The following is a 24,984-nucleotide window of genomic DNA, read 5'->3' on the forward strand; positions in this document are numbered from 1 at the left end:
CCACCAGTTGGCATGACGGCCACACCATAGTTGGCCCTGCCACAGAGTCGCGGGCGGGCCATCCTCGTCCGTCGAATAAAATGCTCGGCGTCGCCCCATGGCACCTTAAGGGATGAAGCCCCTGGACTCCTGGGGTGATCCCTTCATACGGTCCATGTCAGGTTGTCACGAAAGGATTTAAAGAGCCCAAATGGAATCCATCACGCTCCGCCCGATATTTGACCAATCATATTTATCCGGAAAAGGAGCAATCCTTGGCTTGTCGAAACACGCTGACAAGGCGCGCGCGAGATCGGAAGCGATAGGCTCACACAGACTGTCTGGCGTGTCACCGAAAATAAGCTCATGCCCAGCGACACGCGTTGCCACAACAGGCCGTTCGCAAGCGAGGTATTCGGCAATCTTGCAAGCGCCTGACAGGTCAATTTGTGCATCCCGCTCATAGGGGACGACGACGACATCACATGCGGCGATCAATAGACTCAGGCCTGATTGCGGCAAAATCCCTCGATAGTCCAAAAACTCGCTTGAAGGATTGATCCCAATGATCGGCCCCGCCATCAGGACACGCAAACCGCCGAACTCAGCTCTGAGCAGCTCCGCTGCCTGCAGCAATAGGGGCCCGCGCTTAGGCGTGATTGCGCCAAAATAGCCGAATATTGGTGAATCAATCGGCAGTCCGAGAGACTCTCTGGCAGATCGCTTGTCCATGGGGAAAAAGACGGCCCGGTCCACTCCGTTCTCGACCAGAGCGACATGCTGATTTTGAACCAAGAGCTTGTCGAGAAGTGGAACGCTGGCGCAAAACACAAGGTCCGCCTTCCGAACGGCAGCTCTGAACATAGGCTTCATCCCAGGCAGTCGGTTGCCCGAAAACGCCGGGTAGTAATCGTAGACGTCGAAAACGAATTTAGCGCCCACTGATAAGGAAAGGAGGCGCGCAAAAAAGCCAATGTGACTGTCACCACTAGCAATAATGACGTCTGGCCGTGAATTTCTTACCGTTTGTCTCAGGCGGAACATCGTGCCCACGAGTCGACTTGCCTTGGCCGGTTCGGCTCGGAAGGCAACCCCTTCGATCATCGTCTCAGTGGCACATGCATTCCGGTAATCCAGCGCTATGACCGACACCTCAGCGCCAAGGCGTGCAAGTTGCACCGGGATATGAAACAGTCGGCCGAACCTATCCCCGATCAGGTCCTTGCTCGTGTAGAACCGCTTACACAGGAACAGGATTTTCATTCGTCGTGCCAGATGGACCCAAGGGAATTAGACAAACCAATCGACTGGGCATGTTGGGGACTGGCGCCTCTCTGTACCACCTTTGGCGTTAGCAAATAAATGAGCGTGGGGAAAACGCGCCGTAAGATACGGTAGCTCTCGTCCGGGAGATGCTTCAGGATTGTCCGATAGCTCAACGCGCCGGGTCGCTCCAACTCGAAGGTGCTTCGCACAGCGCGGCCCAGCTGCTGCTGGCACCGGAATCCGGCTTCCGCGATCATCGGCTCCAACACCCTCACCGTCAGTGGACGACAATCGTAATCTTGACCCCGTCCGCTATATCGGACGTATGCACTACGCCAGCGCTCGGGCAGCCAGCTCAGAAATGCCAACCTGTAATGTGGCTCTACGAGTTGCCAACGATTGGGCACCGCGAGATATCCAATTCCGTCGCGCTTGATTACGCGATGAAGCTCCGCCAAATGTTGCCTTTGTGCATCGTGATCACCCACATGCTCGATAACGTGGTTGCTGATGACGACGTCGTATACCGCGTCCGGAAAGGGAAGTTCGACGCCATTCACTTGCTGGAACCGAAATCCCTCCTTCGACTGGCGGCTATCGCTGACGTCAACCGCATCGACCTCACAGCGAAGGGTCGGATGGCAACCGAAATAACTCGCTATTCCACCTGAGCCCGTGCCGACTTCAAGTATCTTCAGAGGACCATCGCGTTCTCGCAGAGATAGCAAATTCTCGATCTTTCGAGCTTTCGCATCCCGACTCTGCAGGTCCATGGAAGCATGTCCGCGCCGCTCGTGGGCACCGGGGATAGGATGTTGGCTCACTTTTATCGCTCACAGTTCTGCTCGACGTGATGGTGAAGGCGCTGTGCGGTCTCGCTGCGCCACGGCTCGCATTGCTTCAACAAACCTGGCTGCAGTCACCGACCAGTCAAAGCGGCGCTGAGCGTGCGCCACTCCGCGCTTTGCGATGTCCGGGAAGCCATCCGACTCGGCCAATAATTGAGTCAGGGCATCGGCAAGCGTTTTCGCGCCGCGAGCAGGCGTGGAAATACCCGTTTGTTCGTGGAGGATGACATCACGTACCGCAGGGAGCTCCGATGCGATCACTGTGCACCCACACCCCATCGCCTCAACCATCACCAGACCGAACCCCTCCTGGTCGCCGCTCTCAGCTTCAACAAAGGGAAAAACCGCGATATCCGCTGCCCGATAGTAGTCCGGCAATTCAGCATGCGGGACAGCGCCGACGAACCGAACACAATCCTCCAAGCCCAAGGCCCGCGCTTGCGCTTCGAGCTCAGCCCGCAGCGGACCATGCCCCACGATATCGAGCGTGACGTCGAGATGCGTCTTGCGAACCAGCGCCATCGCCTCGAGCAGGTACTTGACGCCTTTCTTTTCCACCAGCCGCCCAACGAATATCAACCTATTGAACGGTGGCTGCCTCGGTTCCTCCGGCGGCGTGAACAGACTCCGCAGGTCCGTCCCCATCGGAATCACCTCAGGCTCGACATTCGGAGCAATCTCCCGGACCCGATCGGCCATTGCGTTGCTGACCACCGTGACAGCATCACACCGCCGTAATACCCAACGCTTTATGGCGGTCCACGCCTTGCCCCGCAAGCCAAACAAATCGCCACCATGACTCGTGCAGACCACCCGCACGCGACGACCAGCGAGCCCGCGCACCAAAACGGCGACCAGTCCCTGGGGCACGATCCAGTGCGCGTGCACGATATCCACCGGCGGCCCACGACGCAGGCGACGCACGGTGTGCCAGGCCAGGCTCAGCATGAAGAACGGCACCTGGAACAGGCGCCAGCGGTTCTCCTTCAGACGCCAGCTGATGCCGCCCTCGTAGGCCACCGACTGCCACCATGGTATCCAGTAACGGAAGCGGGTGACGGGGATGCCATCGAGCACTTCCCGGCGCGCGGCGCCAGTCGCATGCGGCGCCAGGATTTCGACATCAATCTCGTCGCTGAGATGCCGCGCTAGGTCGAGCACGAAGCGCGGCTCGCTGTCGCCTTCCCAGCGGGGCAGCGTGGAGGTGAGCATCAGGACGCGAAGCGGCTTCTTGTCGTTCACTGGAGACTCGTTACAAAAACGCAAGCCATACTGGCTTTAATTGAGACAAAGCATAAGTCGACCATGGGCCCACTCCAGCGAATATCTCGAGTTAGGGGTAGCGAACGCCTCATGGATTCCGAGGCTTGAGCGGCCGCAGCCAACAACGACATCATTGTCCTCGGGTCGAGTCACTTCTGGGCGCAATAAACCTAGCTATCGAGACGTAGATACATTGGATTCGCCAAGATGATCTACTAGCCGCTGACGCAGGACGGGAACCCACATCTTGACAAAGGAATCGTTCAGATGCTGATTATCACGGAACACTAATATCCCAGTTTCACTCATGGCAGCACACACGTCATCCGGACAAACGAGGTCATTGAAGTTGGCGAAGTGGACGTTTGCATACGGCTCAGCAGCCTGCTCCAGGAGACGCTCATTAGGCCTAACAAGCGCTGTGCGCCCCTGCGCCTTGCACCGGTCCAAGAGCAATTCATGCCGCGAGGGGTCCCCTCTCATCAAACAGCCGGGACCATGAAAGCCCAAGCTAGGCGTGCCCGGAATCAATATTACTGAATCGGCTGCTTCTGAGACACGATCAAGTATTCGGCGCGTACCCTCATGCCACTGTTCCGCGCTAAATTCGTATCCTGCGAAACTCCCAAAAATCAGCACATCAGGGCGTTCCCGGTCAAGCCAATTGAGGACACCCTCCCGCCATTCCGCACAGACCTCGTAGATCGCACCGATCCTCGTGTAAAAAAAATCCTCGTCGACCATCGGGCAGGACGATTTGGTGAGCACCACCGTCCGCCATTCCGGCGCCCGGAATATCTCCGGGACCGCTGAAAACCACTGTACACCTATGCTGTCTCCAAGCAGGACAACGGTCCGCGGCGCGTCTGCCGGACCAAAGACACATGGCTCGACGCGTGCATGGGCTATCCATGCGTCACACGACTTTCGGTAGATCTCAGGGACTGTGATTTTTGAGAAACCTGGCGGCCGTTCCGCGATAACACGCGTATGCATGAGACGATCGACATGGACCGACACGGCCACGAGCGTCAACATCACCAAAGCCCCAGACAAGAGAACCCTCTCAAGCGGGCGGTCCATCACGCCGCCCTTCCAGAATGGGAGTTCGACGTACCGGTAGCTGAAAATCGCGAACAATAGAGCACAAAGGACCAGACTTACGGTCTGGACACTCTCCTCCTCGACCCCAAGAGACAACCCGAGTATCAGGACCGGCCAGTGCCAGAGATAGAGGGAATAGGAACGGTCACCCAGCCAGACCAAGCCGCGATGCGTTAGTAGACCTCTCGTACCTCGCGCGTGAAGCGAGCCCGCAACTATTGTCAGCGCGGCACCAATAGACGGCATCAGGGCCCATAGACCCGGATACGCAACAGTTTTATCCAGGTAAATCGCGCTGAAAAGAATCAATGCGAGTCCGGTGCCAAGTATGGCGCGCACCAGGGGAGATGCTCTGGGGTGTGGATTCGCGGGAAGCGCCGCCAGGACTCTGGTCCGGCATATGAAGAGCAGCAATCCACCGAGCGCAAACTGCCACATCCGTGCTAGCATCATGAAAAACGCTGCTCTCGGGCTTGCGAACGACCAGTACAGGCTCAGCAGAAAGCTCGATGTTGCTATGGCAACCAGGCCCCAAAAAATACCCTGGTCGGTATCTCCTCGAAGTCTCCGCCCCAAATTGAAAAAGCAGATCAGCAGTACGGGCCAGACCAGGTAGAACTGCTCCTCCACTCCGAGAGACCACGTGTGCAAGAAAAGGTCCCGGGCGGCTAGATCGTCGAAATAGTCAATTTGGGCGAAGACGAAATAGATATTGCTGGTCCACGTCGCCGCGTACGCCCCAGAGCGCAACTGCGCTTCTGCCTCAAATGAAGACAGCAGCCACACTGCCAAGCCGAAGGTTCCCGCGAGCATTACCGCGAGGGCCGGCAACAGCCGCCTCAGACGCCTGGCATAAAACTCTAGCAGGTGGATGCGACCTGTAGCGTTCAGCTGCCGCAGCAAGAGGGCGGTGATCAGATACCCCGAAAGTACGAAGAATATATCTACACCGACGAATCCGCCGGAGAACGCGCTGAATCCCGCGTGATCGAGGACAACGAGCAGGACTGCGATGGCACGCAGACCTTGTAGGTCAGGGCGAAAGCCGAGTTCGTGAGACCGCGCTTTGCCCGTCAACGATCCCGTGCCTCCCTGCCAGGGACTGTGCTTGCTAGCTCAACTTCCCATGACAATGCTTGTACTTCTTCCCCGAGCCGCAAGGACAGGGCTCGTTCCTTCCGACCTTCTTCTCATCCCTGACAAACGGCTCCGGCGCCGGCCCGGCCCCGCCCCGGCCTGCACCGCCCGCAGCAAACGGATCCGCCACCGGTCCCGCCGGCGCGTCCCCGCCCATCGCTGACTGCGCGGCGGCGTGCTCGAGCTGCATCTTGGCGGCGGCGGCCTCGCGGCGCTGGCGCTCGAGGGCGTCGACTTCGTCCTGGGTGCGGATCTTGACGCGGGAGACGATGCTGATGACGTCGTGCTTCACGCGGTCCAGCATCTGGCCGAACATGTCGAAGGCTTCGCGCTTGTATTCCTGCTCGGGATTCTTCTGCGCGTAGCCGCGCAGGTGGATGCCCTGCCGGAGGTAATCCATCGCCGCGAGGTGCTCCTTCCAGGCGATGTCGAGCTGCTGCAGCATCACGGCCTTCTCGAAGTGCCGCATGACGGGCGCGCCGATCTGCTCGACCTTCTCTTCATACGCATTGTCGGCGGCTTCGAGCACGTGGGCGCGGATGGCCTCGGGGTCGGCGTTCTGGTCGTGCGTGACCCAGTCCTGCAACTCCAGCTTCAACGCGAAGTCGGTCTCCAGCGCCTGCTCCAGGCCCTCGAGGTCCCATTGTTCCTCGACGCTGTCCGAAGCGACGAACTTCTCCACCAGCTCGTTGACCACTTCTTCGCGGATGCCGGCGATGGAATCCCCGATCTCCTCGGCTTCCATCAACTCGGTGCGCTGGGCGTAGATCACGCGGCGCTGGTCGTTGGCGACGTCGTCGTACTTCAACAGCTGCTTGCGGATGTCGAAGTTGTGCGCCTCGACCTTGCGCTGGGCGCGCTCGATCTGGCGCGACAGCAGCTTGCTCTCGATGACCTCGCCTTCCTTCATGCCGACGCGCGACAGCAGCGCCTTGGTCTTCTCCGGCTCGCCGAAGATGCGCATGAGGTTGTCTTCCATCGACAGGTAGAAGCGGCTGGAGCCAGGGTCGCCCTGGCGCCCGGAGCGGCCGCGCAGCTGGTTGTCGATGCGCCGCGACTCGTGGCGCTCGGTGCCGATGATGTGCAGCCCGCCGGCATCGACCACCTGCTGGTGGCGCTGCTGCCAGTCGGCGCGCACCTTCTCCTGCGTCGCCTCGTCGTCGCCCGCCTCGGCCAGCTCCTTGGCGAGGTTGCCGCCGAGCACGATGTCGGTGCCGCGGCCGGCCATGTTGGTGGCGATGGTGATGGCGCCGGGCCGGCCGGCCTGGGCCACGATCTCGGCCTCGCGCTCGTGCTGCTTGGCGTTCAGCACCTCGTGCTTGAGACCCTCCTTCTTGAGGATCCCGGACAGCAGCTCGGAGGTCTCGATCGAGGTGGTGCCGACGAGCACCGGCTGGCCGCGCTGCTGGCAGTCGCGCATGTCCTCGAGAATGGCCTCGAACTTGTCCTTCTTGGTCAGGTACACCAGGTCGGGATGGTCGGCGCGGACCATCGGCTGGTTGGTGGGGATGACCACCACCTCGAGGCCGTAGATCTGCATGAACTCGAAGGCTTCGGTGTCGGCCGTGCCGGTCATGCCCGACAGCGTCTTGTACATGCGGAAGTAGTTCTGGAAGGTGATGGAGGCCAGGGTCTGGTTCTCCTGGCGCACCTTCACGCCTTCCTTGGCCTCGATGGCCTGGTGCAGGCCGTCGGACCAGCGCCGCCCCGGCATGGTGCGGCCGGTGAACTCGTCGACGATCACCACCTCGCCGTCCTTGACGATGTACTCCACGTCGCGCTGGTAGACGAAGTGCGCCCGCAGCGCCGCCGAGAGATGCTGCATGAGCATGATGTTGCGCGCGTCGTACAGGCTCTCGCCTTCCTTGATCAGCCCCGCCCTGGCCATCAAGTCCTCGACGTGGGCGTGGCCGGACTCGGTGAGGTAGACCTGGCGCGACTTCTCGTCGATGGTGAAGTCGCCCGGGCTGTCCTTGTCGGCGGCCGGCTTCAGCGACGGCACCAGCTTGTTCACCGCGAGATAGGTCTCGGTGCTGTCCTCGGCCGGGCCGGAGATGATCAGCGGCGTGCGCGCCTCGTCGATGAGGATGGAGTCCACCTCGTCGACCACGGCGAAGTTGAGCCCGCGCTGCGCGCGCTGGTCCAGGCTGAAGGCCAGGTTGTCGCGCAGGTAGTCGAAGCCGAATTCGTTGTTGGTGCCGTAGGTGATGTCGGCGGCGTAGGCGGCGCGCTTCTTCTCCGGCTCCTGGTTGGCGTGGATCACGCCGACCTCGAGTCCGAGCATGCGGTACACCGGCCCCATCCACTCGGCGTCGCGCCGCGCCAGGTACTCGTTCACGGTGACGATGTGGACGCCCTTGCCGGACAACGCGTTGAGGTAGGCCGGGAGGGTGGCGACCAGGGTCTTGCCCTCGCCGGTGCGCATCTCGGAGATCTTGCCCTCGTGCAGCGCCATGCCGCCGATGAGCTGCACGTCGAAGTGGCGCATGCCGAGGGTGCGCTTCGCCGCCTCGCGCGCCAGGGCGAAGGCCTCGGGCAGCACCTCGTCCAGCGTCTTGCCGCCGGCCACCTCGGCCTTCAGCTCGGCCGTGCGCGCCTTCATCCCTGCCTCGTCGAGCTGCGCCACGCGCTCCTCGAGGGCGTTGACCTGCCTGACCTTCTTGCCGTACGTCTTGAGCAGGCGCTGGTTGCGGCTGCCGAAAATCCCTGCGAACAGATTGCGCACTACTGGATACCTCGGGGCGCGCTCGCACACGGCGGGCGCACGTGGAAAAGGCGAGCGGAAGCGGCCCGGGGCCGCCGCTGCTCAAAAAGAGGGTATTTTACGGGCTGGAGCCGGTGGGCGAAACTGCGGGCTCCGGCCGGGCGAGAAACCGGCGCCGGTCCCCGCCGGCTCACCTCAGGTACTGGCGCGGGTTCACCGGGCGGCCGTTGTCGAACACCTCGAGGTGCACGTGCGGCGCCGTGGAGCGGCCCGTGGAACCCACCAGCGCGATCACCTCGCCCTTTTGCACCGCGTCGCCGACGGCCACCAGGTTCTCGGTGTTGTGGCCGTAGCGGGTGACGAGACCGTTGCCGTGGTCGATCTCCACCATGTAACCGTAGTTGGCCAGCTTGCCGGAGAAGGTCACCACGCCGGCCGCCACCGCCAGCACGTCGCTGCCCTTGGGGCTGACGAAGTCCAGGCCGCGGTGGAAGGAGCGCTTGCCGGTGAAAGGATCGGTGCGGTAGCCGAAGCCCGAGGACATCCAGCCGCCGCGGATGGGCCGGCCCTCGATGCTCGCCGCCTCGGTGAGGCGACGGTTGAACATCAGCGCCTCGAGGATGTCGAGCTGGCGCGAGCGGTCCTGGATCTGGTGGTCGAGGTCGTCCAGCAGCGCCGTGATCTCGCCCGACTGCAGAGACGCCGCGTGCTCGATGGCCTCGGGACCACCCAACGCCGGCTCGTCGCCGAAGTTGAACTCGCCTTCCTCGAGGCCTGCCATGCTCACCAGGCGCTGGCCGAGGGCATCGAGACGGATGATGTGGGCGGAGAGCTGGCCCAGCCGCGCCGCCAGGGCGTCGTGGTTGCGGCCGGAGGTGTCGCGGATGGCGTCGAGCTCCGCCTGCTGCGCCGCCAGCTGGGTGCGCAACTCGGTGAAGACGGCCTGTTCGGGATCGGGCTGGAGCATGCGGCCCGCAAGGAGCCCGGCGGTGAAGACGAGGGCGACGGCCGCGAAGGAGGCTGCCAGCACCTCGCGGAAACTCAGCGGCACCTGTCGGGTGCGGCCGTTCCGCGTCGTGTATATGAAGAGATTCACCGGTCCCACCGCCTGCGATCGAATGCATACCGCGCGGCAAAACCTGCGTTCACGATTGCTTGCATGAATTCATTCGTCATGTGGTTTGGCAGCTCCGCTGTCGTCAGCCAGGCCCCGCGCGGGGTCGGGCACCTCGGACCGGTGGCTTTGCGAGGACGCCTCTCGACGCCTTAGCCCTTTTACAAACAGGTGAAGGATGCAGGAAAATCCCCTCACACTCAACCCCGGAAAACCACATCAGCCAGCGCGAACCCAGGCAACTCAAGGACTTGCTGTCAGGCAGCGACCTGTCACGGCTGGTCGAACGCGCCCGCGAGGCCGGCGAACTGGACGCCCGGGTGCGGACATTGCTCCCCGAAGGCCTCGGCGCCCACGTCACCGGGGCCGCTTTTCACCAGGCCGACGGCGAGGTCGTGGTGCTGGTCGACAGCGCCGCCTGGGCCAGCCGCATCCGCTTCCACGCCCCCGAGCTGGTGGCGCAGCTGGCGCCGAGATACGACGGGGCGGTGACGCGGGTGCGGGTCAAGGTGCGGCCGGCCTGAGCTTCCCGGCGGGCTGAACCGTCACATGCCCGTCCCGCTCGGGAAATCTTTATCTCGCGTGCCGGGCATGTGACGTTCCAGCCTGGCCAACAAGCCGCGCACGCGTCGATTTTCGGGGTATCACCGCTTCATGCCCTCGCGGCGGCCGAGGCTCTCAGCCAGGAATGAAGACACAAGCGCATTCATGCTGACTCCCTCCTGCCTGGCGCGCGCGCTCAGCCGGGCATGCAGGCTGCGGGGAACCCTCGCGATAAATTTTCCACTCGGCAGATCGCCAGGGCTTGGAATATCCCGCCCGGCCTCTGCCGCGGCCTTGAGCCAGGCATCAAGTGCATCCTTGCCGTTGGCCATGGCCTCTTCGGGCGTTTCCCCATCGGACATGCATCCGGGCAGATCCGGATAGGTCACCAGCCAGCCACCCCCTTCTTTATCTGAAAGTGGACGCAATTCAAGGGGATAGTCGATGTGCTTTTTCATCAATCAGCTCCAATCTCATCCAGCAGCGCAAGGAACTGGATTACGTACACGGGCTTGATCGGGCGTTTGAACGGAATCGTCACGGCAATCTCTGCCTCGGCGTGAAGGAATACGAAATGACTGCCACCTGTCTTCCGCACTTCGATGCCGTATCTCTTCGCTACCGCTTCGCGCTCTTCGATGCGCCAATCTCGCGGGTTGACCCGCATCTTTGCGAGTAGCTTGTCAGCCTTGCCCATAAGGCATGACGATACTTCATGCGATATCACTCGACAACACCTCCCTTAACAAACCCGAAATTAGACGCGTTGCCAGCTGACGTGCAGCGGAGGGACTCGTCATGGGCGAATTCTGCTTTTCCAGGGAAGCCAGGAGCGAAAGCGACGCTTACCAGCCACAGTTTTGCGACATATAAGACAAATTAACGTCATAAAAACAGATCTAGCGACATTTAAACTGTTTTGATGTCGCATAAATGCTTTTCGCGACATATAATCCACGGCATGCCGAAGAGAATCCCTGCCCACCAGCTCGACGACCTCGTCGCCATCGTGACGACCCGCCCGGAGGGCGCGTCGGTCGGGCTCATCCGCGAGGCGCTGCCTTACGAGCTGCCGCCGCGGACGTTGCAGCGTCGTCTGGCCCTGCTGACCGCACAGGGACGGCTGGTTGCGGAAGGGCATGGCAGAGGCCTGCGCTATCGGGCGCCGGTCGAAGGTCCGAGCGCACCCGCCATGCAGGACATCCGGGGCGCCGGGGACCTGGCAGCGGGCCCAGGCACGCTCGAAGGGCGCGGCGAGCCTTACATTCCGGTCTCGGCTGAAGGGGAAGCCATCAGGCGCGCTGTCCGCGCACCGCTGCATCATCGACGGCCCGTCGGCTACCAACGCAGCTTTCTTGACGCTTACCGGCCCAACGTCACCTTTTACCTGCCCGCAGACACGCGGCGACGGCTGCTCGAGGCGGGACGCCCGCCCGACGGCGCCCGTCCGGCAGGCACCTATGCCCGCACGATTTACCGCCGCCTGCTGATCGACCTCTCATGGAACTCCAGCCGCCTGGAAGGCAACACCTACTCGCTGCTGGAAACTGAGCGCCTGCTGGAACTGGGCGAAGCGGCCGAGGGCAAGGACGCGCTGGAAGCGCAGATGATCCTGAACCACAAGGCCGCCATCGACCTGCTCGTCGAGCAGGCCGACGAGATCGGCTTTGATCGCTACACCATCCTCAACCTGCATGGCTTGCTGGCGGACAACCTGCTGGCCGATCCTCAGGCGGCTGGTCGGCTGCGGCGCATCCCCGTTGGGATCGCAGGCACCACCTACCATCCGCTGGAGGTGCCGCAGCTGATCGAGGAATGTTTCCAGCAAGTATTGGATACCGCTTCCGCCATTTCCGACCCCTTCGAACAGGCCTTCTTTGCGCTCGTGCACCTCGCCTACCTGCAGGGCTTCGAAGACGTCAACAAGCGCGTTGCCCGGCTCGCGGCAAACATCCCGCTGATCCGCAACAATCTCTGCCCCGTGTCGTTCGTGGACGTTCCGGAACGCACGTACATCGAGGGCGTGCTAGGGGTCTACGAGCTTAATCGCATCGAGTTGCTGCGCGATGTCTTCGTCTGGGCCTGTCAGAGATCGAGCGCGCGCTACTCGACCGTGCGCCAGTCACTGGGCGAGCCGGACCCCTTCCGCTTGCGTTACCGCGCCCTGATCGCCGCGGCCGTCGCAGCCGTGGTGCGCGGACGGTTGGACAAGCAAGCCGCCACCGCACTCGCCCGGCAATACGCGGCGGACCAGGTCCCGCTCGTGGACCGCACACGCTTCATCGAGGTCGTGGAAACCGAGCTGATGAGCCTCCACGAGGGCAACATCGCGCGCTACCGCCTGCGCCCTGCCGACTACGAGACCTGGCGCCAAAGCTGGCGCTGATCGGCCACGCCAACCCAGCCAAGGAGCAGCGGCCCCGAACCGTCATGGGTCCGCGGAGCGGCGATCGAACCCCAAGAGCAGCGGCCCCGGGACGTCATGGGTCCGCGGAGCGGCATAAGAATTCCAAGCGCAGCGGACCCATGACGGTCCGGGGCCGCGGTCAAGAGAAAGGGGTTGGAGCTGCGGTCAGGCCGCCGCGGGCACGAACGTCAGCGGCGCGTCCCGCTCGTCCTCGAAGGTCACCTCTTCCCACGCCGACTCGTTGCGCACCAGCTCGCGCAGCAGCTGGTTGTTCAGGCCGTGGCCCGACTTGTAGCCGCTGAAGGCGCCGATGACGGAGTGGCCGAGCAGGTAGAGGTCGCCGATGGCGTCGAGGATCTTGTGGCGCACGAACTCGTTCTCGTAGCGCAGGCCGTCCTCGTTGAGGATGCGGTATTCGTCCAGCACGATGGCGTTGTCGAGGCTGCCGCCGCGGCCCAGGTTCATGGAGCGCAGGAATTCCATGTCGCGCATGAAACCGAAGGTGCGGGCGCGGCTGATCTCGCGCAGGAAGGAGGTGGTGGCGAAATCGATCACGGCACGCTGGTGGTGGCGCTTGAACACCGGGTGGTCGAACTCGATCTCGAAGTCGATCTTGAAGCCGTCGTAGGGCTCGAAGCGCGCCCACTTGTCGCCGTCGCGCACTTCCACCGGGCGGCGGATGCGGATGAAGCGCTTGGCCGCGGACTGCTCGGCGATGCCGGCCGACTGCATGAGGAACACGAAGGGGCCCGCGCTGCCGTCCATGATCGGCACCTCGGTGGCGGACAGCTCGACCACGGCGTTGTCGATGCCGAGGCCGGCGAAGGCCGACATCAGGTGCTCCACGGTGGCGACGCGCACGTCGTCCTGCATCAGGGTGGTGCCGAGCGTGGTCTCGCGCACCAGCATGCCGTCGGCACGCACCTCGGGTGCGCCTGCCAGGTCGGTGCGACGGAACACGATGCCGCTGTTCACGGGCGCCGGGCCGAGGGTCATGAGGACCTTCTCGCCGGTGTGCAGGCCGACGCCGGTGGCGCGGATGGTGTTCTTCAGTGTGCGCTGTCTGAACATGTAGGTTTCACGCAGCCGAAATAAATTTGTCAAACAGTCGGGCAAATTAACACATTTTGCACCTGCAACAAAAGGCGAGCGCTCCCCGGGGAGGAAGAGCGGGGCTCCCCCGGAAGCGCTCGCCCATGCCCGCCGGGCCGGTCAGTCGGCCTGGCGCCGCAGGAAGGCCGGGATGTCCAGCATCTCGGTGTCCGCGGGATAGTCGAAGCTCTGGCCCACGGCCCGTTTCGGCGCCTCGAGGTGCTCGTCCTCGCTGGCGCGGCGGCGCGCCACCGGCGGCGACTCGAGGTCGTTGTAGTTCACGGGCCTGGCCGGATCCGCCACGACGCGCACGCGCGGGGCGCGGGCGTGCGGCTCGGACTCCTGGCGTGCCGCCTGTCGCGTCGGCTTGCGCTGGTGAATGGCGCCGCCGAGGCCGGTGGCCACCACGGTGACGCGCACCTCGCCTTCCATCGCCGGGTCAATCACCGTGCCGATGACCACCGTGGCGTCGTCGGAGGCGCGGTCCTTGACCACCATGCCGACGTCGTCGAACTCGCCGATGGCGAGATCCATGCCGGCGGTGATGTTGACGAGGATGCCGTTGGCGCCCTCGAGGTTGATGTCCTCCAGCAGCGGGCTGGAGATGGCGGCCTCGGCGGCGTCGCGCGCGCGGTCTTCGCCGGTGCCGCGACCGGTGCCCATCATGGCCATGCCCATCTCGGACATCACGGTGCGCACGTCGGCGAAGTCGACGTTGATCAGGCCCGGACGGGTGATCAGCTCGGCGATGCCCTGCACCGCGCCCTGCAGCACCTCGTTGGCGGAGCGGAAGGCGTCCAGCAGCGTGGTGGTCTTGCCGAGCACGGTCAGCAGCTTCTGGTTGGGAATGGTGATCAGCGAGTCGACGTGCTTGGCCAGCTCGGTGATGCCCTGGTCGGCGATGTCGGCGCGCTTGCGGCCTTCCATGCCGAAGGGCTTGGTCACCACGGCGACCGTGAGGATGCCGAGCTCCTTGGCCACCTGCGCCACGATCGGCGCCGCGCCGGTGCCGGTGCCGCCGCCCATGCCGGCGGTGATGAACAGCATGTCGCTGCCCTCGATGGCCTCGCGCAGCCGGTCGCGGTCTTCCATCGCCGCCTGCCGGCCGAGATCCGGGTTGGCGCCCGCGCCCAGGCCCTTGGTGATGTTGCAGCCGATCTGGATCGCAGTCTTCACGCGCGAGTTCTTCAGCGCCTGCGAGTCCGTGTTGGCGCAGATGAACTCCACGCCGTCGATGCCGCAATCCATCATGTGAGACACGGCGTTGCCGCCGCCCCCGCCCACGCCGATCACCTTGATGACCGCGTTTGAGTTGTATCCGTCTACCAGTTCGAACATTTTCGCTCTCCTCGGGATTGCCCCGCCCCTTGTGTGTCTAGAAATTGCCCTGGAACCACGCCTTCATGCGGGCCCAGACGTCCTTGATGCCGCCGCCCATGGGCGACTCGCCTTGCCGCTGCTGCATCTCGTGCAATGCGTACAGCAGCAGGCCCACCCCCGTTGCATGGATCGGGTTGCGCACGACGTCGGCCAGGCCGGTGACGCCGTGCGGCACCCCGAGCCGCACCGGGAGGTGGAAAACTTCTTCCGCCAGCTCGATGGCGCCCTCCATCTTCGAGCTGCCGCCGGTGAGCACCACGCCGGCCGCGATCATGTCGTCGAAGCCGGAACGCGCGACCTCGTTGCGGATCAGCGTGAACAGCTCCTCGTAGCGCGGCTCGACGATCTCGGCCAGGGTCTGGCGCGCCAGGCGCCGCGATGGGCGATCGCCCACGCTCGGCACCTCGATGGTCTCGTCCGGGTTGGCGAGCTGCGACAGCGCGCAGGCGTAGCGGATCTTGATCTCTTCCGCGTACTGCGTCGGCGTGCGCATGGACACCGCGATGTCGTTGGTGACCTGGTCGCCGGCGATGGGAATCACCGCGGTGTGGCGGATGGCGCCGCCGGAGAACACGGCGATGTCGGTGGTGCCGCCGCCGATGTCCACCAGGCACACGCCCAGGTCCTTCTCGTCGTCCGACAGCACCGCATGGCTGGAGGCGATCTGCTCCAGCACGATGTCCTCGACCGTGAGCCCGCAGCGCTGCACGCACTTGATGATGTTCTGCGCCGCGCTCTCGGCGCCGGTGACCATGTGCACCTTGGCCTCGAGGCGCACGCCCGACATGCCGATAGGCTCGCGGATGCCTTCCTGGTAATCGATCAGGAACTCCTGCGGGATGATGTGCAGGATCTTCTGGTCGGCCGGGATGGCCACCGCGCGCGCCGCGTCGATGACGCGCTCGACGTCGCCCGGCGTCACCTCGCGCTCGCGGATGGCGACGATGCCGTGCGAGTTCAGGCTGCGCACGTGACTGCCGGCGATGCCGGCGTAGACGTTGGAGATCTCGCAGCCGGCCATCAGCTCGGCTTCCTCCACCGCGCGCTGGATGGAGGCCACCGTGGACTCGATGTTCACCACCACGCCCTTCTTCAGCCCGCGCGAGGGATGGCTGCCGATGCCGATGACCTCGATGCCGCCCTCGCCGGTGAGTTCGCCGACGATGGCGACCACCTTGGAGGTGCCGATGTCCAGCCCGACGATGGTGTCCCTGGCGTTACGCTTGACCATGAATCCTGTCCCTCTGCGCCTGCGCGCCTCCTGTCGTCTGGGTGTCCTTCGCGCCCGCCGGCTCCGTCGCGTCCTTTTCCTTGCGCCATCCCACCGCGAAGCCGCGGCTGTAGCGCAGGTCCACGTACTCCACCGTGGCCGCCTGCGGCGTCAGCAGCGGCGCCGCTATGCGCGCGAAGCGCTCCAGCCGCCGCTCGAAAGACTCGCGCCCGAGGCGCACCTCGAAGCCGTTGCTCAGCTCCATGCGCCAGGCGCCGCGCGCGTCCAGCTCCAGCACCCTGACGCCCATGCCGACCGCGGCGAGCATGGAGCGGGCATCCAGGTAACGTCGCGCCACCAGCTGCTCGCTGCCCTCCGGGCCCGACAGCTGCGGCAGCTCGGGCGGGACGTGGCGCGTGTCGCGCACGAACAGCTCGCCGCGCGTGTTCAACAGGCCGCTCTCCCCCCAGCGCGCGGCCGGCACCTGCTCGATGACCGTGATCTCGATCTCCGCCGGCCAGCGGCGGCGCACCACCGCGTCGTCCACCCAGTCGACGGCGACGATGCGCGCGCGCACGCTGTCCAGCTGCACGCCGAGGAAGCCCTGCTCGCGCAGGTCGCCCAGCGCGGCCTCGACCTGCAGCACGCTGACGCGCTCGAACGGCCCGTGCACGATCACCTGGCGGATCGGCCGGTCCAGCGCCTGCGCGGCGCCCCAGCCGGCCGCGCCCAGCACGCCCAGCGCCAGCGCCGCCGCGCCGGCCTCCTTCCACGGCAGCGCCGGCAACTGCGGCAGCCGCCAGCGGAAACGCGGCTCGGGCTCGCGCCGCCCGCCGCGGCGGCGGGATTCAGCCGGACGCGCCATGGCGCACCCCCGCGTCGTCATACGCCTCGTCGTCCGCGTCACCCGAGCGCGGCGCAAGGCTGGTCTCCAGCACGCGCCAGGCGAGCTCGGGAAAATCGATGCCGGCCTGGCGCGCGCCCATGGGCACCAGGCTGTGGCTGGTCATGCCGGGGATGGTGTTCACCTCGAGGAAGCGCGGCATGCCGTCCTCCGGCAGCAGGAAATCCACCCGCCCCCAGCCGCTCGCCGCCACCGCGGCGAAGGCGGTGCGCACCAGCCGGGCGAAACCGGCCTCGACGGCGGGCTCCAGCCCGCAGGGGCAGTGGTAGCGCGTCTCGTCGGAGAAATACTTGGCCTCGTAGTCGTAGAAGGCACGCGGCGTCTCGATGCGCACCGCGGGCAGCACCTCGCCCTGCAGCACGCCCACCGAGTACTCGCCGCCCGTGACCCACTCCTCCGCCAGTACCGGCCCGGCCCAGCGCGCCGCCTCGGCGAAGGCCGCCGGCAGCTCGTCCGCGCGCGTCACCTTGCTCATGCCGACGCTGGACCCCTCGCCGGCCGGCTTCACGATCAGCGGCAGGCCGAGCTCGGCGACCACCGCCTCGGCCTCCGCGGCCAGGCGCATCACGCGCCAGCGCGGCGTGGCCAGCCCGTGGGCCACGAACAGCTGCTTGCTGCGCAGCTTGTCCATGGACAGCGCCGAGCCCAGCACCCCGCTGCCGGTGTAGGGGATGCCGAGCGTCTCCAGCGCGCCCTGCATGAGGCCGTCCTCGCCGCCGCGCCCGTGCAGCGCGATCCAGGCGCGGTCGAAACCCGGCCGCGCCAGCAGCGGCTCCAGGCCCTCCGCCGGGTCGACCCGGTGCGCGTCCACGCCGCGACTGCGCAAGGCCGCCAGCACCGCCTCGCCGGTGAGCAGCGAGATCTCGCGCTCGGCCGAATCGCCGCCCATCAGCACGGCCACGCGGCCGAACTCGGCCGGGTCTTTCACGTGCACGCGGCTCATGACCCCGCCTCCGGGGCGCCAGGCGCCGGGCGCCGGGTCGCCGGGTCGCCGACGATGCGCACCTCGGTCTCGAGGCGCACGCCGTGCACCCGCTCGACTTCTGCGGCGACATGGCGCAGCAGGGTCTCGATGTCGGCCGCGGTGGCGGCGCCGGTGTTGATGATGAAGTTGGCGTGCTTGGGCGAGACCTCGGCACCGCCGATGCGGCAACCCTTCAGGCCGGCGCTCTCGATGAGGCGCGCGGCATGGTCGCCCGGCGGGTTGGTGAACACCGAGCCGCAGCTCGGCAGCCCGATGGGCTGGGTCGCCTTGCGCTTCACCAGCAGCTCGCGGATGGAGGCCTGCGTGGTCGGGCGCCCGGCCGGGAACGCCAGCTCGGCGGCGACGAACCACTCGCCTTCCGGCCCGCGCACGCTGCGATAGCCGGTCTGGTACTCCGCCGCCGCGCGGCGGCGGCGCACCCCGGCGCGATCCAGCGTTTCCACCGCGCGCACGTAGTCCCAGGTCTCGCCGCCGAAGGCGCCGGCGTTCATCGCCAGCGCACCGCCCAGCGTGCCCGGGATGCCGGCGAAGAACTCGCCCGCGCCCAGGCCCCAGCGGGCGCAGCTGCGCGCGATCTTGGCGCAGGGCACGCCGGCCTCGGCGCGGATGCCCTGCGCGCCGAGCCGTTCCATGTGCGACAGGGCGTTGTGCGTGCTCACCACGGCGCCGCGCAGGCCGCCGTCGCGGACCAGCAGGTTGCTGCCCAGCCCGACCCAGTACACCGGCAGCTCCGGCGGCAGCGCGGCGAGGAAGCCCGCCAGGTCCTCGCGATCCGCGGGGCGGTACCAGGTGTCCACCGGGCCGCCCACGCGCCACGAGGTGTGCCGCGCCATCGGCTCGTCGCGGCGCAGCTCGCCGCGCGGCGTCCAGGCCGGGAAGTACTGCATCGCCGCCATCACGACGCGCCTCCCGCCTGGTTCGGGGGCAGCGCCGCCGGCAGGCCGGCCGCCACCGCGCCGATGCTGCCGGCGCCGAAAGTGACCACCAGGTCGCCCGGCTGCAGTACCGCGGCCAGCGCCTCGGGCAGCGTCTCGACCTGCTCCACGAACACCGGCTCCACCTTGCCGCGCGAGCGGATGGCCCGCGCCAGCGCACGGCCGTCGGCGCCCGGAATGGGCGCCTCGCCGGCGGCGTAGACCTCGCACAGCAGCAGCGCGTCGGCGCCGGACAGCACGCGCGCGAAATCGTCCATCAGGTCGCGCGTGCGGCTGTAGCGGTGCGGCTGGAACGCCACCACCACGCGCCGCTCAGGCCAGGCGCCGCGGATCGCTTCGATCGTGCGTTCCAGCTCGGTGGGGTGGTGGCCGTAGTCGTCCACCAGCAGCGCCCGGCCGTCGCCCGCCGCCAGCTCGCCGAGTTCCTGCATGCGACGGTCGATGCCGCCGAAACCCTGCAGCGCGCGCAGCAAGGCCGCGTCCGGCACCTCCAGCTCGAGGGCCACGGCGATGGCCGCCAGCGCGTTCTGCACGTTGTGCCGCCCGGCGAGGTTCAGCGCCACCTCGAGCGGCGCATGCCCGCCCGGGCGGGTCACGGTGAAGCGCGACACGCGACCGTCCTGCACGAAATCGGTGGCGCGCACGTCGGCGCGCGGGTCGAAGCCGTAGGTCAGCACCGAGCGCGCGATGCGCTCCAGCAGCCCGGCGGCGCCCGGGTCGTCGATGCACACGATGGCCAGGCCGTAGAACGGCAGGTTGTGCAGGAAGTCGACGAAGGCCTGCTTCAGCCGCTCGGTGTCGCCGCCGTAGGTGCCCATGTGGTCGGGCTCGACGTTGGTGACCACCGCCAGCATGGGCTGCAGGTGCATGAAGGAGGCGTCGCTCTCGTCGGCCTCGGCCACCAGGAAACGCCCGGTGCCGAGCCGCGCATGGGTGTTGGCGCTGTTCAGCCGCCCGCCGATGACGAAGGTGGGATCCATGCCCGCCTCGCCGAGCACGCTGGCGACCAGGCTGGTGGTGGTGGTCTTGCCGTGCGTGCCGGCCACCGCGATGCCGTAGCGGAAGCGCATCAGCTCGGCGAGCATTTCGGCGCGCTTCACCACGGGGATGCGCCGGCGTTGCGCCTCCATCACTTCCGGGTTGTCCGCCGGCACGGCGCTGGAAACCACCACCACGTCCGCGCCCGCGAGGTTGGCCGCGGCGTGGCCGAGCATGACGCGCGCGCCGAGCGACTCCAGCCGCTGCACCACGGCGCCGCTGCGCAAGTCCGAGCCCTGCACCTCGTAGCCCAGGTTGAGCAGCACCTCGGCGATGCCGCCCATGCCGGAGCCGCCGATGCCGACGAAGTGGATGCGATGGACGCGGCGCATGCGGTTCTTCATGCCGCGTCCTCCATGGGCAGGTGCCCTGCTTCCAGCAGCACGCGCTCGATCGCGGCCAGCGCTTGCGGCCGCGCCGCGCCGCGCGCACGGCGCGCCATGTCCTGCAGGCGGCCGCGGTCGGCGAGCAGGCCGGCGAGGACCCGGCCGAGGCGCTCGTGGCCGAGCTGCCGCTCGGGCACCAGCACCGCGGCGCCGGCGGCCACCAGGTAGCCGCCGTTGAGCGTCTGGTGGTTGTCCACGGCCGCCGGGAACGGCACCAGCACCGCGGGCAGGCCCGCCGCGGCGAGCTCGGACACGGTGAGCGCGCCGGCGCGGCAGATGGCGAGATCGGCCCAGCCGTAGGCCTCGGCCATGTCGTCGATGAACTCCGTGACCTCGGCCTCGACGCCGTGCTGGGCGTAGGTGGCGCGGGCAATGTCCAGGGTGTTGCGCCCGGCCTGGTGGCGCACTTCCGGGCGCAGCGGCTCCGGCAGGTGTGCCAGCGCCGCGGGCACGGCCTCGTTCAGCGCCAGCGCGCCCTGGCTGCCGCCCAGCACCAGCAACCGGATGCGGCCGCTGCGCTCCGCCAGGCGCCGGTCCGGGTGCGGCAGGGCGGCGATCGCAGGCCGCACCGGGTTACCGACCACCTCGGCGTCCACGCCGTCCGGGAAGGCGCCGGGGAAGGCCGCCAGCACGCGCCGCGCGAGGCGCGCGAGCAGGCGGTTGGTGGTGCCGGCGACGGCGTTCTGCTCGTGGATCACCAGCGGCCGGCGCGTGAGCCAGGCGGCCACGCCGCCGGGCCCGGCGGCGTAACCGCCCATGCCCAGCACCACCGCGGGACGCAGCCGCAACATGATGCGCAGCGCCTGCGCGATCGCCAGGCCGATCTTGAACGGGGCCGCCAGCCGGGTGGCCAGCGCCTTGCCGCGCAGGCCGCCGATGGTGATCCATTCGACCTCGATGCCGGCGGCCGGCACCACGCGCGCCTCCAGCCCCAGGCGCGTCCCCATCCACACCACTTCCAGGCCGCGCGCGCGCAGGGCTTCCGCCACCGCGAGGGCCGGGAAGACGTGGCCGCCGGTGCCGCCGGCCATGACCAGCACGCGCGCGCTCACGACCGCCTCCCGGCGCGCGCGGTGGATGTCGCACGCGCCGGGCGGGCCGGCCGCGCCAGGCCGTCCGCCATGAGCTCGTAATGGATGCGCAGCAACAGCCCGATGGCGGCGCCGGTGATGAGCAGGCTGCTGCCGCCGTAGCTCACCAGCGGCAGCGTCAGCCCCTTGGTGGGCAGCAGGCCCATGTTCACCGCCATGTTGATGAAGGCCTGCATGCCGATCCAGGTGCCGAGACCGAAAGCCAGGCAGGCCTGGAAGGGGCGCCGCGCGGCCGCCGCGGCCATGCTGATGGCGAAAGCACGCCACACCAGCAGGCCGAACAGGGCGATCATCACGAACACGCCGAGCAGCCCGAACTCCTCCGCGTAGACGGCGAAGATGAAGTCGGTGCGCGCCTCCGGGAGATAGAACAGCTTCTGCACGCTGCCGCCGAGGCCGACGCCCGACCAGCCGCCGCGCCCGATGGCGATCAGCGACTGGGTGAGCTGGAAACCGGAGCCGAACTGGTCGGCCCACGGATCGAGGAAGGCCGTGAGGCGGCGCATGCGGTACTCGGACGTGAGCACGAGCAGCGCCAGCGACGCCGCGCCCGCCACGGTCATCAGCAGCAGGTAACCGAGGCGCATGCCGCCGACGAACAGCACGCCGATGGCGGTGGCGAAGAGCACCGCCGTGGCGCCGAAGTCCGGCTGCAGCATGAGCAGCGAGCCGGCCGCGGTGACCACCAGCATCGGCAGCAACAGGCCGCGAAAGCCCGCTTCCAGCAGCTCGCCGCGCCGCGCCACGTAGCCGCACAGGTAGAGCAGTATGAGCAGGCGCGCCGGTTCCGAGGCCTGCAGGTTGAGCGGGCCGAGGCGCAGCCAGCGCGTGGCGCCGTTGACCTCGTAGCCGACGCCCGGCACCAGTACCAGCAGCAACAGCCCGAAGGCGCCGGTGAGCAGCAGCGGCCCGGCGCGCTCCAGTGCCGACATCGGCACGGCCATGCACAGGGCGGCAGCCAGGCCGGCGACGCCGAGGTAGACCAGCTGGCGCACGAAGAAGTAGAGCGGCTGCTCGTAGCTGCGCTCGGCGATGGTGATCGAGGCCGAGGCCACCATCACCGCCCCGAGCAGCGCCAGCGCCAGGGCGCTGACCAGCAGCCAGCCGTCCAGCGGGTACTGCATGCGCGTGCGCGGCGCCACGGCGCTCATGCCGGCAGCTCCCGCGCGGCGGCGGCGAAGCGCTGCCCGCGCTCGCGGTAGTCGCTGTACATGTCGGTGCTGGCGCAGGCCGGCGACAGCAGCACGCAGTCGCCCGGCTCGGCCAGCCGCGCCGCCTCGGCCACCGCCGCCTCGATGTCCGCCACCCGCAACGTGGCGCAGGCGCCGGACAGGGCCGCCTCGAGCAGCGGCGCATCGCGCCCCAGCAGCACCGCGGCGCGCACGCGCTCACGCGCGGCCGCGACCAGCGGGGTGAAATCGGCGCCCTTGCCGTCGCCGCCCGCGATCAGCACCACGGGGCGGTCCATGCCGCTGATGGCGGCCACCGCGGCGCCGACGTTGGTGCCCTTGGAGTCGTTGATGTACTGCACGCCGCGCCGTTCGGCGATCCACTCGGCGCGATGCGGCAGGCCGGCGAAGCTGGCCAGCGCCTCGAGGCAGTGGCGCGGCTCGAGCCCCAGCGCCTCGATCATCGCCAGCGCGGCCAGCGCGTTGGCGTGGTTGTGACCACCGCGCAGGCGCAGCCGGCTCACCGGCAGCAGCGCTTTCCTGCCGCGCGCCAGGGCAGGGCCCCCGGGCGTATCCAACAGGCCGTACTCGCCGGGGCCGGGCGCACCGAGGCCGAACAGGATGCGCGGCGTGCGCCCGTCCCACATCGCCATGACCACGCGGTCGTCGCGATTCAGCACCACGCGCTCGGCGCCGCGCAGGATGCGCGCCTTGGCGCCGGCATAGGCCTCCAGCGAGCCGTGGCGGTCGATGTGGTCGGCGCTGAGGTTGAGTACGCAGGCGGCGCGGGCATGCAGCGAGGTGGTGGTCTCGAGCTGGAAGCTGGACAGCTCCAGCACGTAGACGTCGGGCACCTCGCCCTCGAGCAGGTCGAGCGCCGGGGTGCCGAGGTTGCCGCCGGCGCGCACCGCCAGCCCGGCCGCGGCCGCCAGCTCGGCCACCAGCGTGGTGACGGTGCTCTTGCCGTTGGAGCCGGTGATTGCAGCCACCGGCGCCGGCGCCACGCGGGCGAACAGCTCGATGTCGCCCAAGAGTTCCAGGCCGCGCCGGCGCGCCTCTTCCAGCAGCGGTTCGCGCAGCGACACGCCGGGCGAGACCACGACCTCGGCCACGCCTTCCAGCGCGCCCTTGTCGAAACCGCCGAGCCTGAGATCGAGCGTGTCCCGCAGGGCGCCGAGCGCCGCCAGTCCCGGCGGCTCGGCGCGGCTGTCGACCACCCGCACCGCCTGGCCGAGGCGCGCCAGGTAGCGCGCACACGACGCCCCGGTGGCGCCGAGGCCGACCAGCAGCACGGGCTGGGCGGCGGCGCCGGGGCGGCGGTGTGTTTCGGGGTGCGCGATCATCGGACCTTCAGTGTGGCGAGGCCGAACAGGACCAGGATCACGGTGATGATCCAGAAGCGGACGATCACCTTCGGCTCGGCCCAGCCCTTGAGTTCGAAGTGGTGGTGGATGGGCGCCATGCGGAAGATGCGGCGCCCGGTGAGCTTGAAGGACGCGACCTGCAGCATCACCGAGACCGTCTCGAGCACGAACACGCCCGCCATGATGAAAAACACGATCTCCTGCCTCACCGCGATCGCGACCGCGCCGAGCGCGGCACCCAGCGCGAGCGCGCCGATGTCGCCCATGAAGACCTGCGCCGGGTAAGTGTTGAACCACAGGAAGCCGAGGCCGGCGCCGACCAGCGCGGCGCAGAACACCAGCATCTCGCCCACCCCGGCGACGTAGGGGATGCCGAGGTAATTGGCGAAGTTGACGTTGCCCGTGACCCAGGCGAACAGGCCGAGCGCGCCGCCGATCAGCACCGTGGGCATGATGGCCAGGCCGTCGAGGCCGTCGGTCAGGTTGACCGCGTTGCTGGAGCCGACGATGACGAAGTACACCAGCGCCATGAAGGCAACGGTGCCCAGCGGCAGCGCCACCTCCTTGAAGAAGGGCACGATCAGCCCCAGGTCCACCGCCGGGTCGGTGGCGGTGAGCACGAAGGCCGCGCCGGCCAGCAGCGCGCCCACCGACTGCCAGAAATACTTCCAGCGCGCCGCCAGGCCGCGACTGTCGCCGACCACCAGCTTCTTGTAGTCGTCGACGAAGCCGATGAGGCCGAAGCCCAGCATCACCGCCAGCACGATCCACACGAAACGATTGGCCAGGTCCGCCCACAGCAGGGTGGCGACGGTGATGGCGACCAGGATCAGCGCCCCGCCCATGGTCGGCGTGCCCGCCTTGGGCAGGTGCGACTCGGGCCCGTAGCTGCGCACCTGCTGGCCGATCTGGTGGAAGGTGAGCCGGCGGATCATCCACGGCCCGACCAGCAGCGAGAGCGCCAGCGCGGTGAGCGCACCGAGAATGGCGCGGAACGTCAGGTACTGGAAGACGTTGAAGCCGGACTCGAAGCGCGCCAGGTACTCGGCGAGGTACATCAGCATC

21 protein-coding genes and 1 riboswitch are annotated in these 24,984 nt (G+C 67.1%); of the genes, 2 read left to right on the top strand and 19 right to left on the bottom strand.

From position 1 onward, the window contains the following. Window positions 1-177: 177 nt before the first annotated feature. The 6 genes from G8346_RS13880 to G8346_RS15185 form a co-directional block, all read right to left on the bottom strand. Window positions 178-1,242: a glycosyltransferase family 4 protein gene (locus G8346_RS13880; protein WP_166052334.1), complete on the bottom strand. Its 1,065-nt coding sequence runs from the start codon at window positions 1,240-1,242 to the stop codon at window positions 178-180. Continuing rightward, a complete protein-coding gene (locus G8346_RS15180; RefSeq protein WP_166052336.1) occupies window positions 1,239-2,018 on the bottom strand; it encodes a class I SAM-dependent methyltransferase in 780 nt (259 codons plus the stop codon). The genes G8346_RS13880 and G8346_RS15180 overlap by 4 nt, the downstream gene beginning before the upstream one ends. Window positions 2,019-2,078: 60 nt before the next feature. Further along, on the bottom strand, window positions 2,079-3,335 hold the full coding sequence (locus tag G8346_RS13890; protein WP_370520661.1) for a glycosyltransferase: 1,257 nt from the start codon (window positions 3,333-3,335) through the stop codon (window positions 2,079-2,081). A gap of 195 nt (window positions 3,336-3,530) precedes the next feature. Continuing rightward, window positions 3,531-5,537 carry an acyltransferase family protein gene (locus tag G8346_RS13895; protein ID WP_166052338.1) on the bottom strand — a complete coding sequence of 669 codons (2,007 nt, stop codon included), beginning with the start codon at window positions 5,535-5,537 and terminating at the stop codon, window positions 3,531-3,533. A 34-nt stretch (window positions 5,538-5,571) separates the two neighbouring features. Beyond that, window positions 5,572-8,322, bottom strand: coding sequence for a preprotein translocase subunit SecA (gene secA, locus G8346_RS13900; RefSeq protein ID WP_370520662.1), 2,751 nt, complete (start codon window positions 8,320-8,322; stop codon window positions 5,572-5,574). Between the two features lie 169 nt (window positions 8,323-8,491). Further along, window positions 8,492-9,397, bottom strand: coding sequence for a M23 family metallopeptidase (locus G8346_RS15185; protein ID WP_166052342.1), 906 nt, complete (start codon window positions 9,395-9,397; stop codon window positions 8,492-8,494). Between the two features lie 84 nt (window positions 9,398-9,481). Then, a riboswitch (cyclic di-GMP riboswitch) is annotated at window positions 9,482-9,583 on the bottom strand. Between the two features lie 83 nt (window positions 9,584-9,666). Here G8346_RS15185 and G8346_RS13910 point away from each other — a divergent pair. Then, window positions 9,667-9,939 carry a DciA family protein gene (locus G8346_RS13910; protein ID WP_166052344.1) on the top strand — a complete coding sequence of 91 codons (273 nt, stop codon included), beginning with the start codon at window positions 9,667-9,669 and terminating at the stop codon, window positions 9,937-9,939. Between the two features lie 120 nt (window positions 9,940-10,059). On the opposite strand, the gene G8346_RS13915 is transcribed toward G8346_RS13910, so the two are convergent. Both G8346_RS13915 and G8346_RS13920 read right to left on the bottom strand, forming a co-directional pair. Beyond that, window positions 10,060-10,416, bottom strand: a complete 357-nt coding sequence (locus G8346_RS13915; RefSeq protein WP_166052346.1) for a type II toxin-antitoxin system HicB family antitoxin — start codon at window positions 10,414-10,416, stop codon at window positions 10,060-10,062. Then, a complete protein-coding gene (locus tag G8346_RS13920; protein WP_166052348.1) occupies window positions 10,416-10,655 on the bottom strand; it encodes a type II toxin-antitoxin system HicA family toxin in 240 nt (79 codons plus the stop codon). The genes G8346_RS13915 and G8346_RS13920 overlap by 1 nt, the downstream gene beginning before the upstream one ends. A gap of 264 nt (window positions 10,656-10,919) precedes the next feature. On the opposite strand from G8346_RS13920, the gene G8346_RS13925 reads away from it, so the two are divergent. Further along, the gene (locus tag G8346_RS13925; RefSeq protein ID WP_166052351.1) at window positions 10,920-12,344 is read left to right on the top strand and encodes a Fic family protein; all 1,425 of its coding nucleotides are present in this window, start codon (window positions 10,920-10,922) and stop codon (window positions 12,342-12,344) included. 186 nt (window positions 12,345-12,530) lie between these two features. Here the strand turns inward: G8346_RS13925 and lpxC are convergent, their stop codons facing one another. The 11 genes from lpxC to mraY all read right to left on the bottom strand — a co-directional run bounded on the left by lpxC (window position 12,531) and on the right by mraY (window position 24,983). Then, window positions 12,531-13,436, bottom strand: a complete 906-nt coding sequence (lpxC, locus tag G8346_RS13930) for a UDP-3-O-acyl-N-acetylglucosamine deacetylase (RefSeq protein WP_166052354.1) — start codon at window positions 13,434-13,436, stop codon at window positions 12,531-12,533. Between the two features lie 141 nt (window positions 13,437-13,577). Further along, complete coding sequence (gene ftsZ / locus G8346_RS13935) at window positions 13,578-14,795, bottom strand: cell division protein FtsZ (protein WP_166052356.1); 1,218 nt, start codon at window positions 14,793-14,795, stop codon at window positions 13,578-13,580. A 37-nt stretch (window positions 14,796-14,832) separates the two neighbouring features. After that, complete coding sequence (gene ftsA / locus G8346_RS13940) at window positions 14,833-16,068, bottom strand: cell division protein FtsA (protein ID WP_166052358.1); 1,236 nt, start codon at window positions 16,066-16,068, stop codon at window positions 14,833-14,835. Then, window positions 16,055-16,912, bottom strand: coding sequence for a cell division protein FtsQ/DivIB (locus G8346_RS13945; RefSeq protein WP_166052360.1), 858 nt, complete (start codon window positions 16,910-16,912; stop codon window positions 16,055-16,057). Before G8346_RS13945 ends, ftsA begins: the two co-directional genes overlap by 14 nt. Then, complete coding sequence (locus tag G8346_RS13950) at window positions 16,896-17,894, bottom strand: D-alanine--D-alanine ligase (protein ID WP_166052362.1); 999 nt, start codon at window positions 17,892-17,894, stop codon at window positions 16,896-16,898. Before G8346_RS13950 ends, G8346_RS13945 begins: the two co-directional genes overlap by 17 nt. Next, a complete protein-coding gene (gene murB / locus G8346_RS13955; RefSeq protein ID WP_166052641.1) occupies window positions 17,891-18,832 on the bottom strand; it encodes a UDP-N-acetylmuramate dehydrogenase in 942 nt (313 codons plus the stop codon). The genes G8346_RS13950 and murB overlap by 4 nt, the downstream gene beginning before the upstream one ends. Continuing rightward, window positions 18,832-20,253, bottom strand: a complete 1,422-nt coding sequence (gene murC / locus G8346_RS13960) for a UDP-N-acetylmuramate--L-alanine ligase (RefSeq protein WP_166052364.1) — start codon at window positions 20,251-20,253, stop codon at window positions 18,832-18,834. Before murC ends, murB begins: the two co-directional genes overlap by 1 nt. Then, a complete protein-coding gene (murG, locus tag G8346_RS13965; RefSeq protein WP_166052366.1) occupies window positions 20,250-21,347 on the bottom strand; it encodes an undecaprenyldiphospho-muramoylpentapeptide beta-N-acetylglucosaminyltransferase in 1,098 nt (365 codons plus the stop codon). Before murG ends, murC begins: the two co-directional genes overlap by 4 nt. Next, on the bottom strand, window positions 21,344-22,537 hold the full coding sequence (gene ftsW / locus G8346_RS13970; protein WP_166052368.1) for a putative lipid II flippase FtsW: 1,194 nt from the start codon (window positions 22,535-22,537) through the stop codon (window positions 21,344-21,346). Before ftsW ends, murG begins: the two co-directional genes overlap by 4 nt. Beyond that, on the bottom strand, window positions 22,534-23,898 hold the full coding sequence (gene murD / locus G8346_RS13975) for a UDP-N-acetylmuramoyl-L-alanine--D-glutamate ligase (protein ID WP_166052370.1): 1,365 nt from the start codon (window positions 23,896-23,898) through the stop codon (window positions 22,534-22,536). Before murD ends, ftsW begins: the two co-directional genes overlap by 4 nt. Beyond that, entirely contained in the window at window positions 23,895-24,983 is a 1,089-nt protein-coding gene (gene mraY / locus G8346_RS13980) for a phospho-N-acetylmuramoyl-pentapeptide-transferase (protein WP_166052372.1), read from the bottom strand. The genes murD and mraY overlap by 4 nt, the downstream gene beginning before the upstream one ends. Window position 24,984: the final 1 nt, after the last annotated feature.

Origin of the sequence: Thioalkalivibrio sp. XN279 (assembly GCF_011089885.1) — a bacterium.
In the GTDB taxonomy this organism is placed as follows: Bacteria; Pseudomonadota; Gammaproteobacteria; order Steroidobacterales; family XN24; genus XN24.

What these genes read in the sequence shown, in the direction of transcription:
- G8346_RS13880 (WP_166052334.1), bottom strand. Translation starts at nt 1,242, where the DNA reads ATGAAAATCCTGTTCCTGTGTAAGCGGTTCTACACGAGCAAGGACCTG.
- G8346_RS15180 (WP_166052336.1), bottom strand. Translation starts at nt 2,018, where the DNA reads ATGGACCTGCAGAGTCGGGATGCGAAAGCTCGAAAGATCGAGAATTTG.
- G8346_RS13915 (WP_166052346.1), bottom strand. Translation starts at nt 10,416, where the DNA reads ATGAAAAAGCACATCGACTATCCCCTTGAATTGCGTCCACTTTCAGAT.
- G8346_RS13920 (WP_166052348.1), bottom strand. Translation starts at nt 10,655, where the DNA reads ATGGGCAAGGCTGACAAGCTACTCGCAAAGATGCGGGTCAACCCGCGA.
- G8346_RS13925 (WP_166052351.1), top strand. Translation starts at nt 10,920, where the DNA reads ATGCCGAAGAGAATCCCTGCCCACCAGCTCGACGACCTCGTCGCCATC.
- lpxC (WP_166052354.1), bottom strand. Translation starts at nt 13,436, where the DNA reads ATGTTCAGACAGCGCACACTGAAGAACACCATCCGCGCCACCGGCGTC.
- ftsZ (WP_166052356.1), bottom strand. Translation starts at nt 14,795, where the DNA reads ATGTTCGAACTGGTAGACGGATACAACTCAAACGCGGTCATCAAGGTG.
- ftsA (WP_166052358.1), bottom strand. Translation starts at nt 16,068, where the DNA reads ATGGTCAAGCGTAACGCCAGGGACACCATCGTCGGGCTGGACATCGGC.
- G8346_RS13945 (WP_166052360.1), bottom strand. Translation starts at nt 16,912, where the DNA reads ATGGCGCGTCCGGCTGAATCCCGCCGCCGCGGCGGGCGGCGCGAGCCC.
- G8346_RS13950 (WP_166052362.1), bottom strand. Translation starts at nt 17,894, where the DNA reads ATGAGCCGCGTGCACGTGAAAGACCCGGCCGAGTTCGGCCGCGTGGCC.
- murB (WP_166052641.1), bottom strand. Translation starts at nt 18,832, where the DNA reads ATGGCGGCGATGCAGTACTTCCCGGCCTGGACGCCGCGCGGCGAGCTG.
- murC (WP_166052364.1), bottom strand. Translation starts at nt 20,253, where the DNA reads ATGAAGAACCGCATGCGCCGCGTCCATCGCATCCACTTCGTCGGCATC.
- ftsW (WP_166052368.1), bottom strand. Translation starts at nt 22,537, where the DNA reads ATGAGCGCCGTGGCGCCGCGCACGCGCATGCAGTACCCGCTGGACGGC.
- murD (WP_166052370.1), bottom strand. Translation starts at nt 23,898, where the DNA reads ATGATCGCGCACCCCGAAACACACCGCCGCCCCGGCGCCGCCGCCCAG.
- mraY (WP_166052372.1), bottom strand. Translation starts at nt 24,983, where the DNA reads ATGCTGATGTACCTCGCCGAGTACCTGGCGCGCTTCGAGTCCGGCTTC.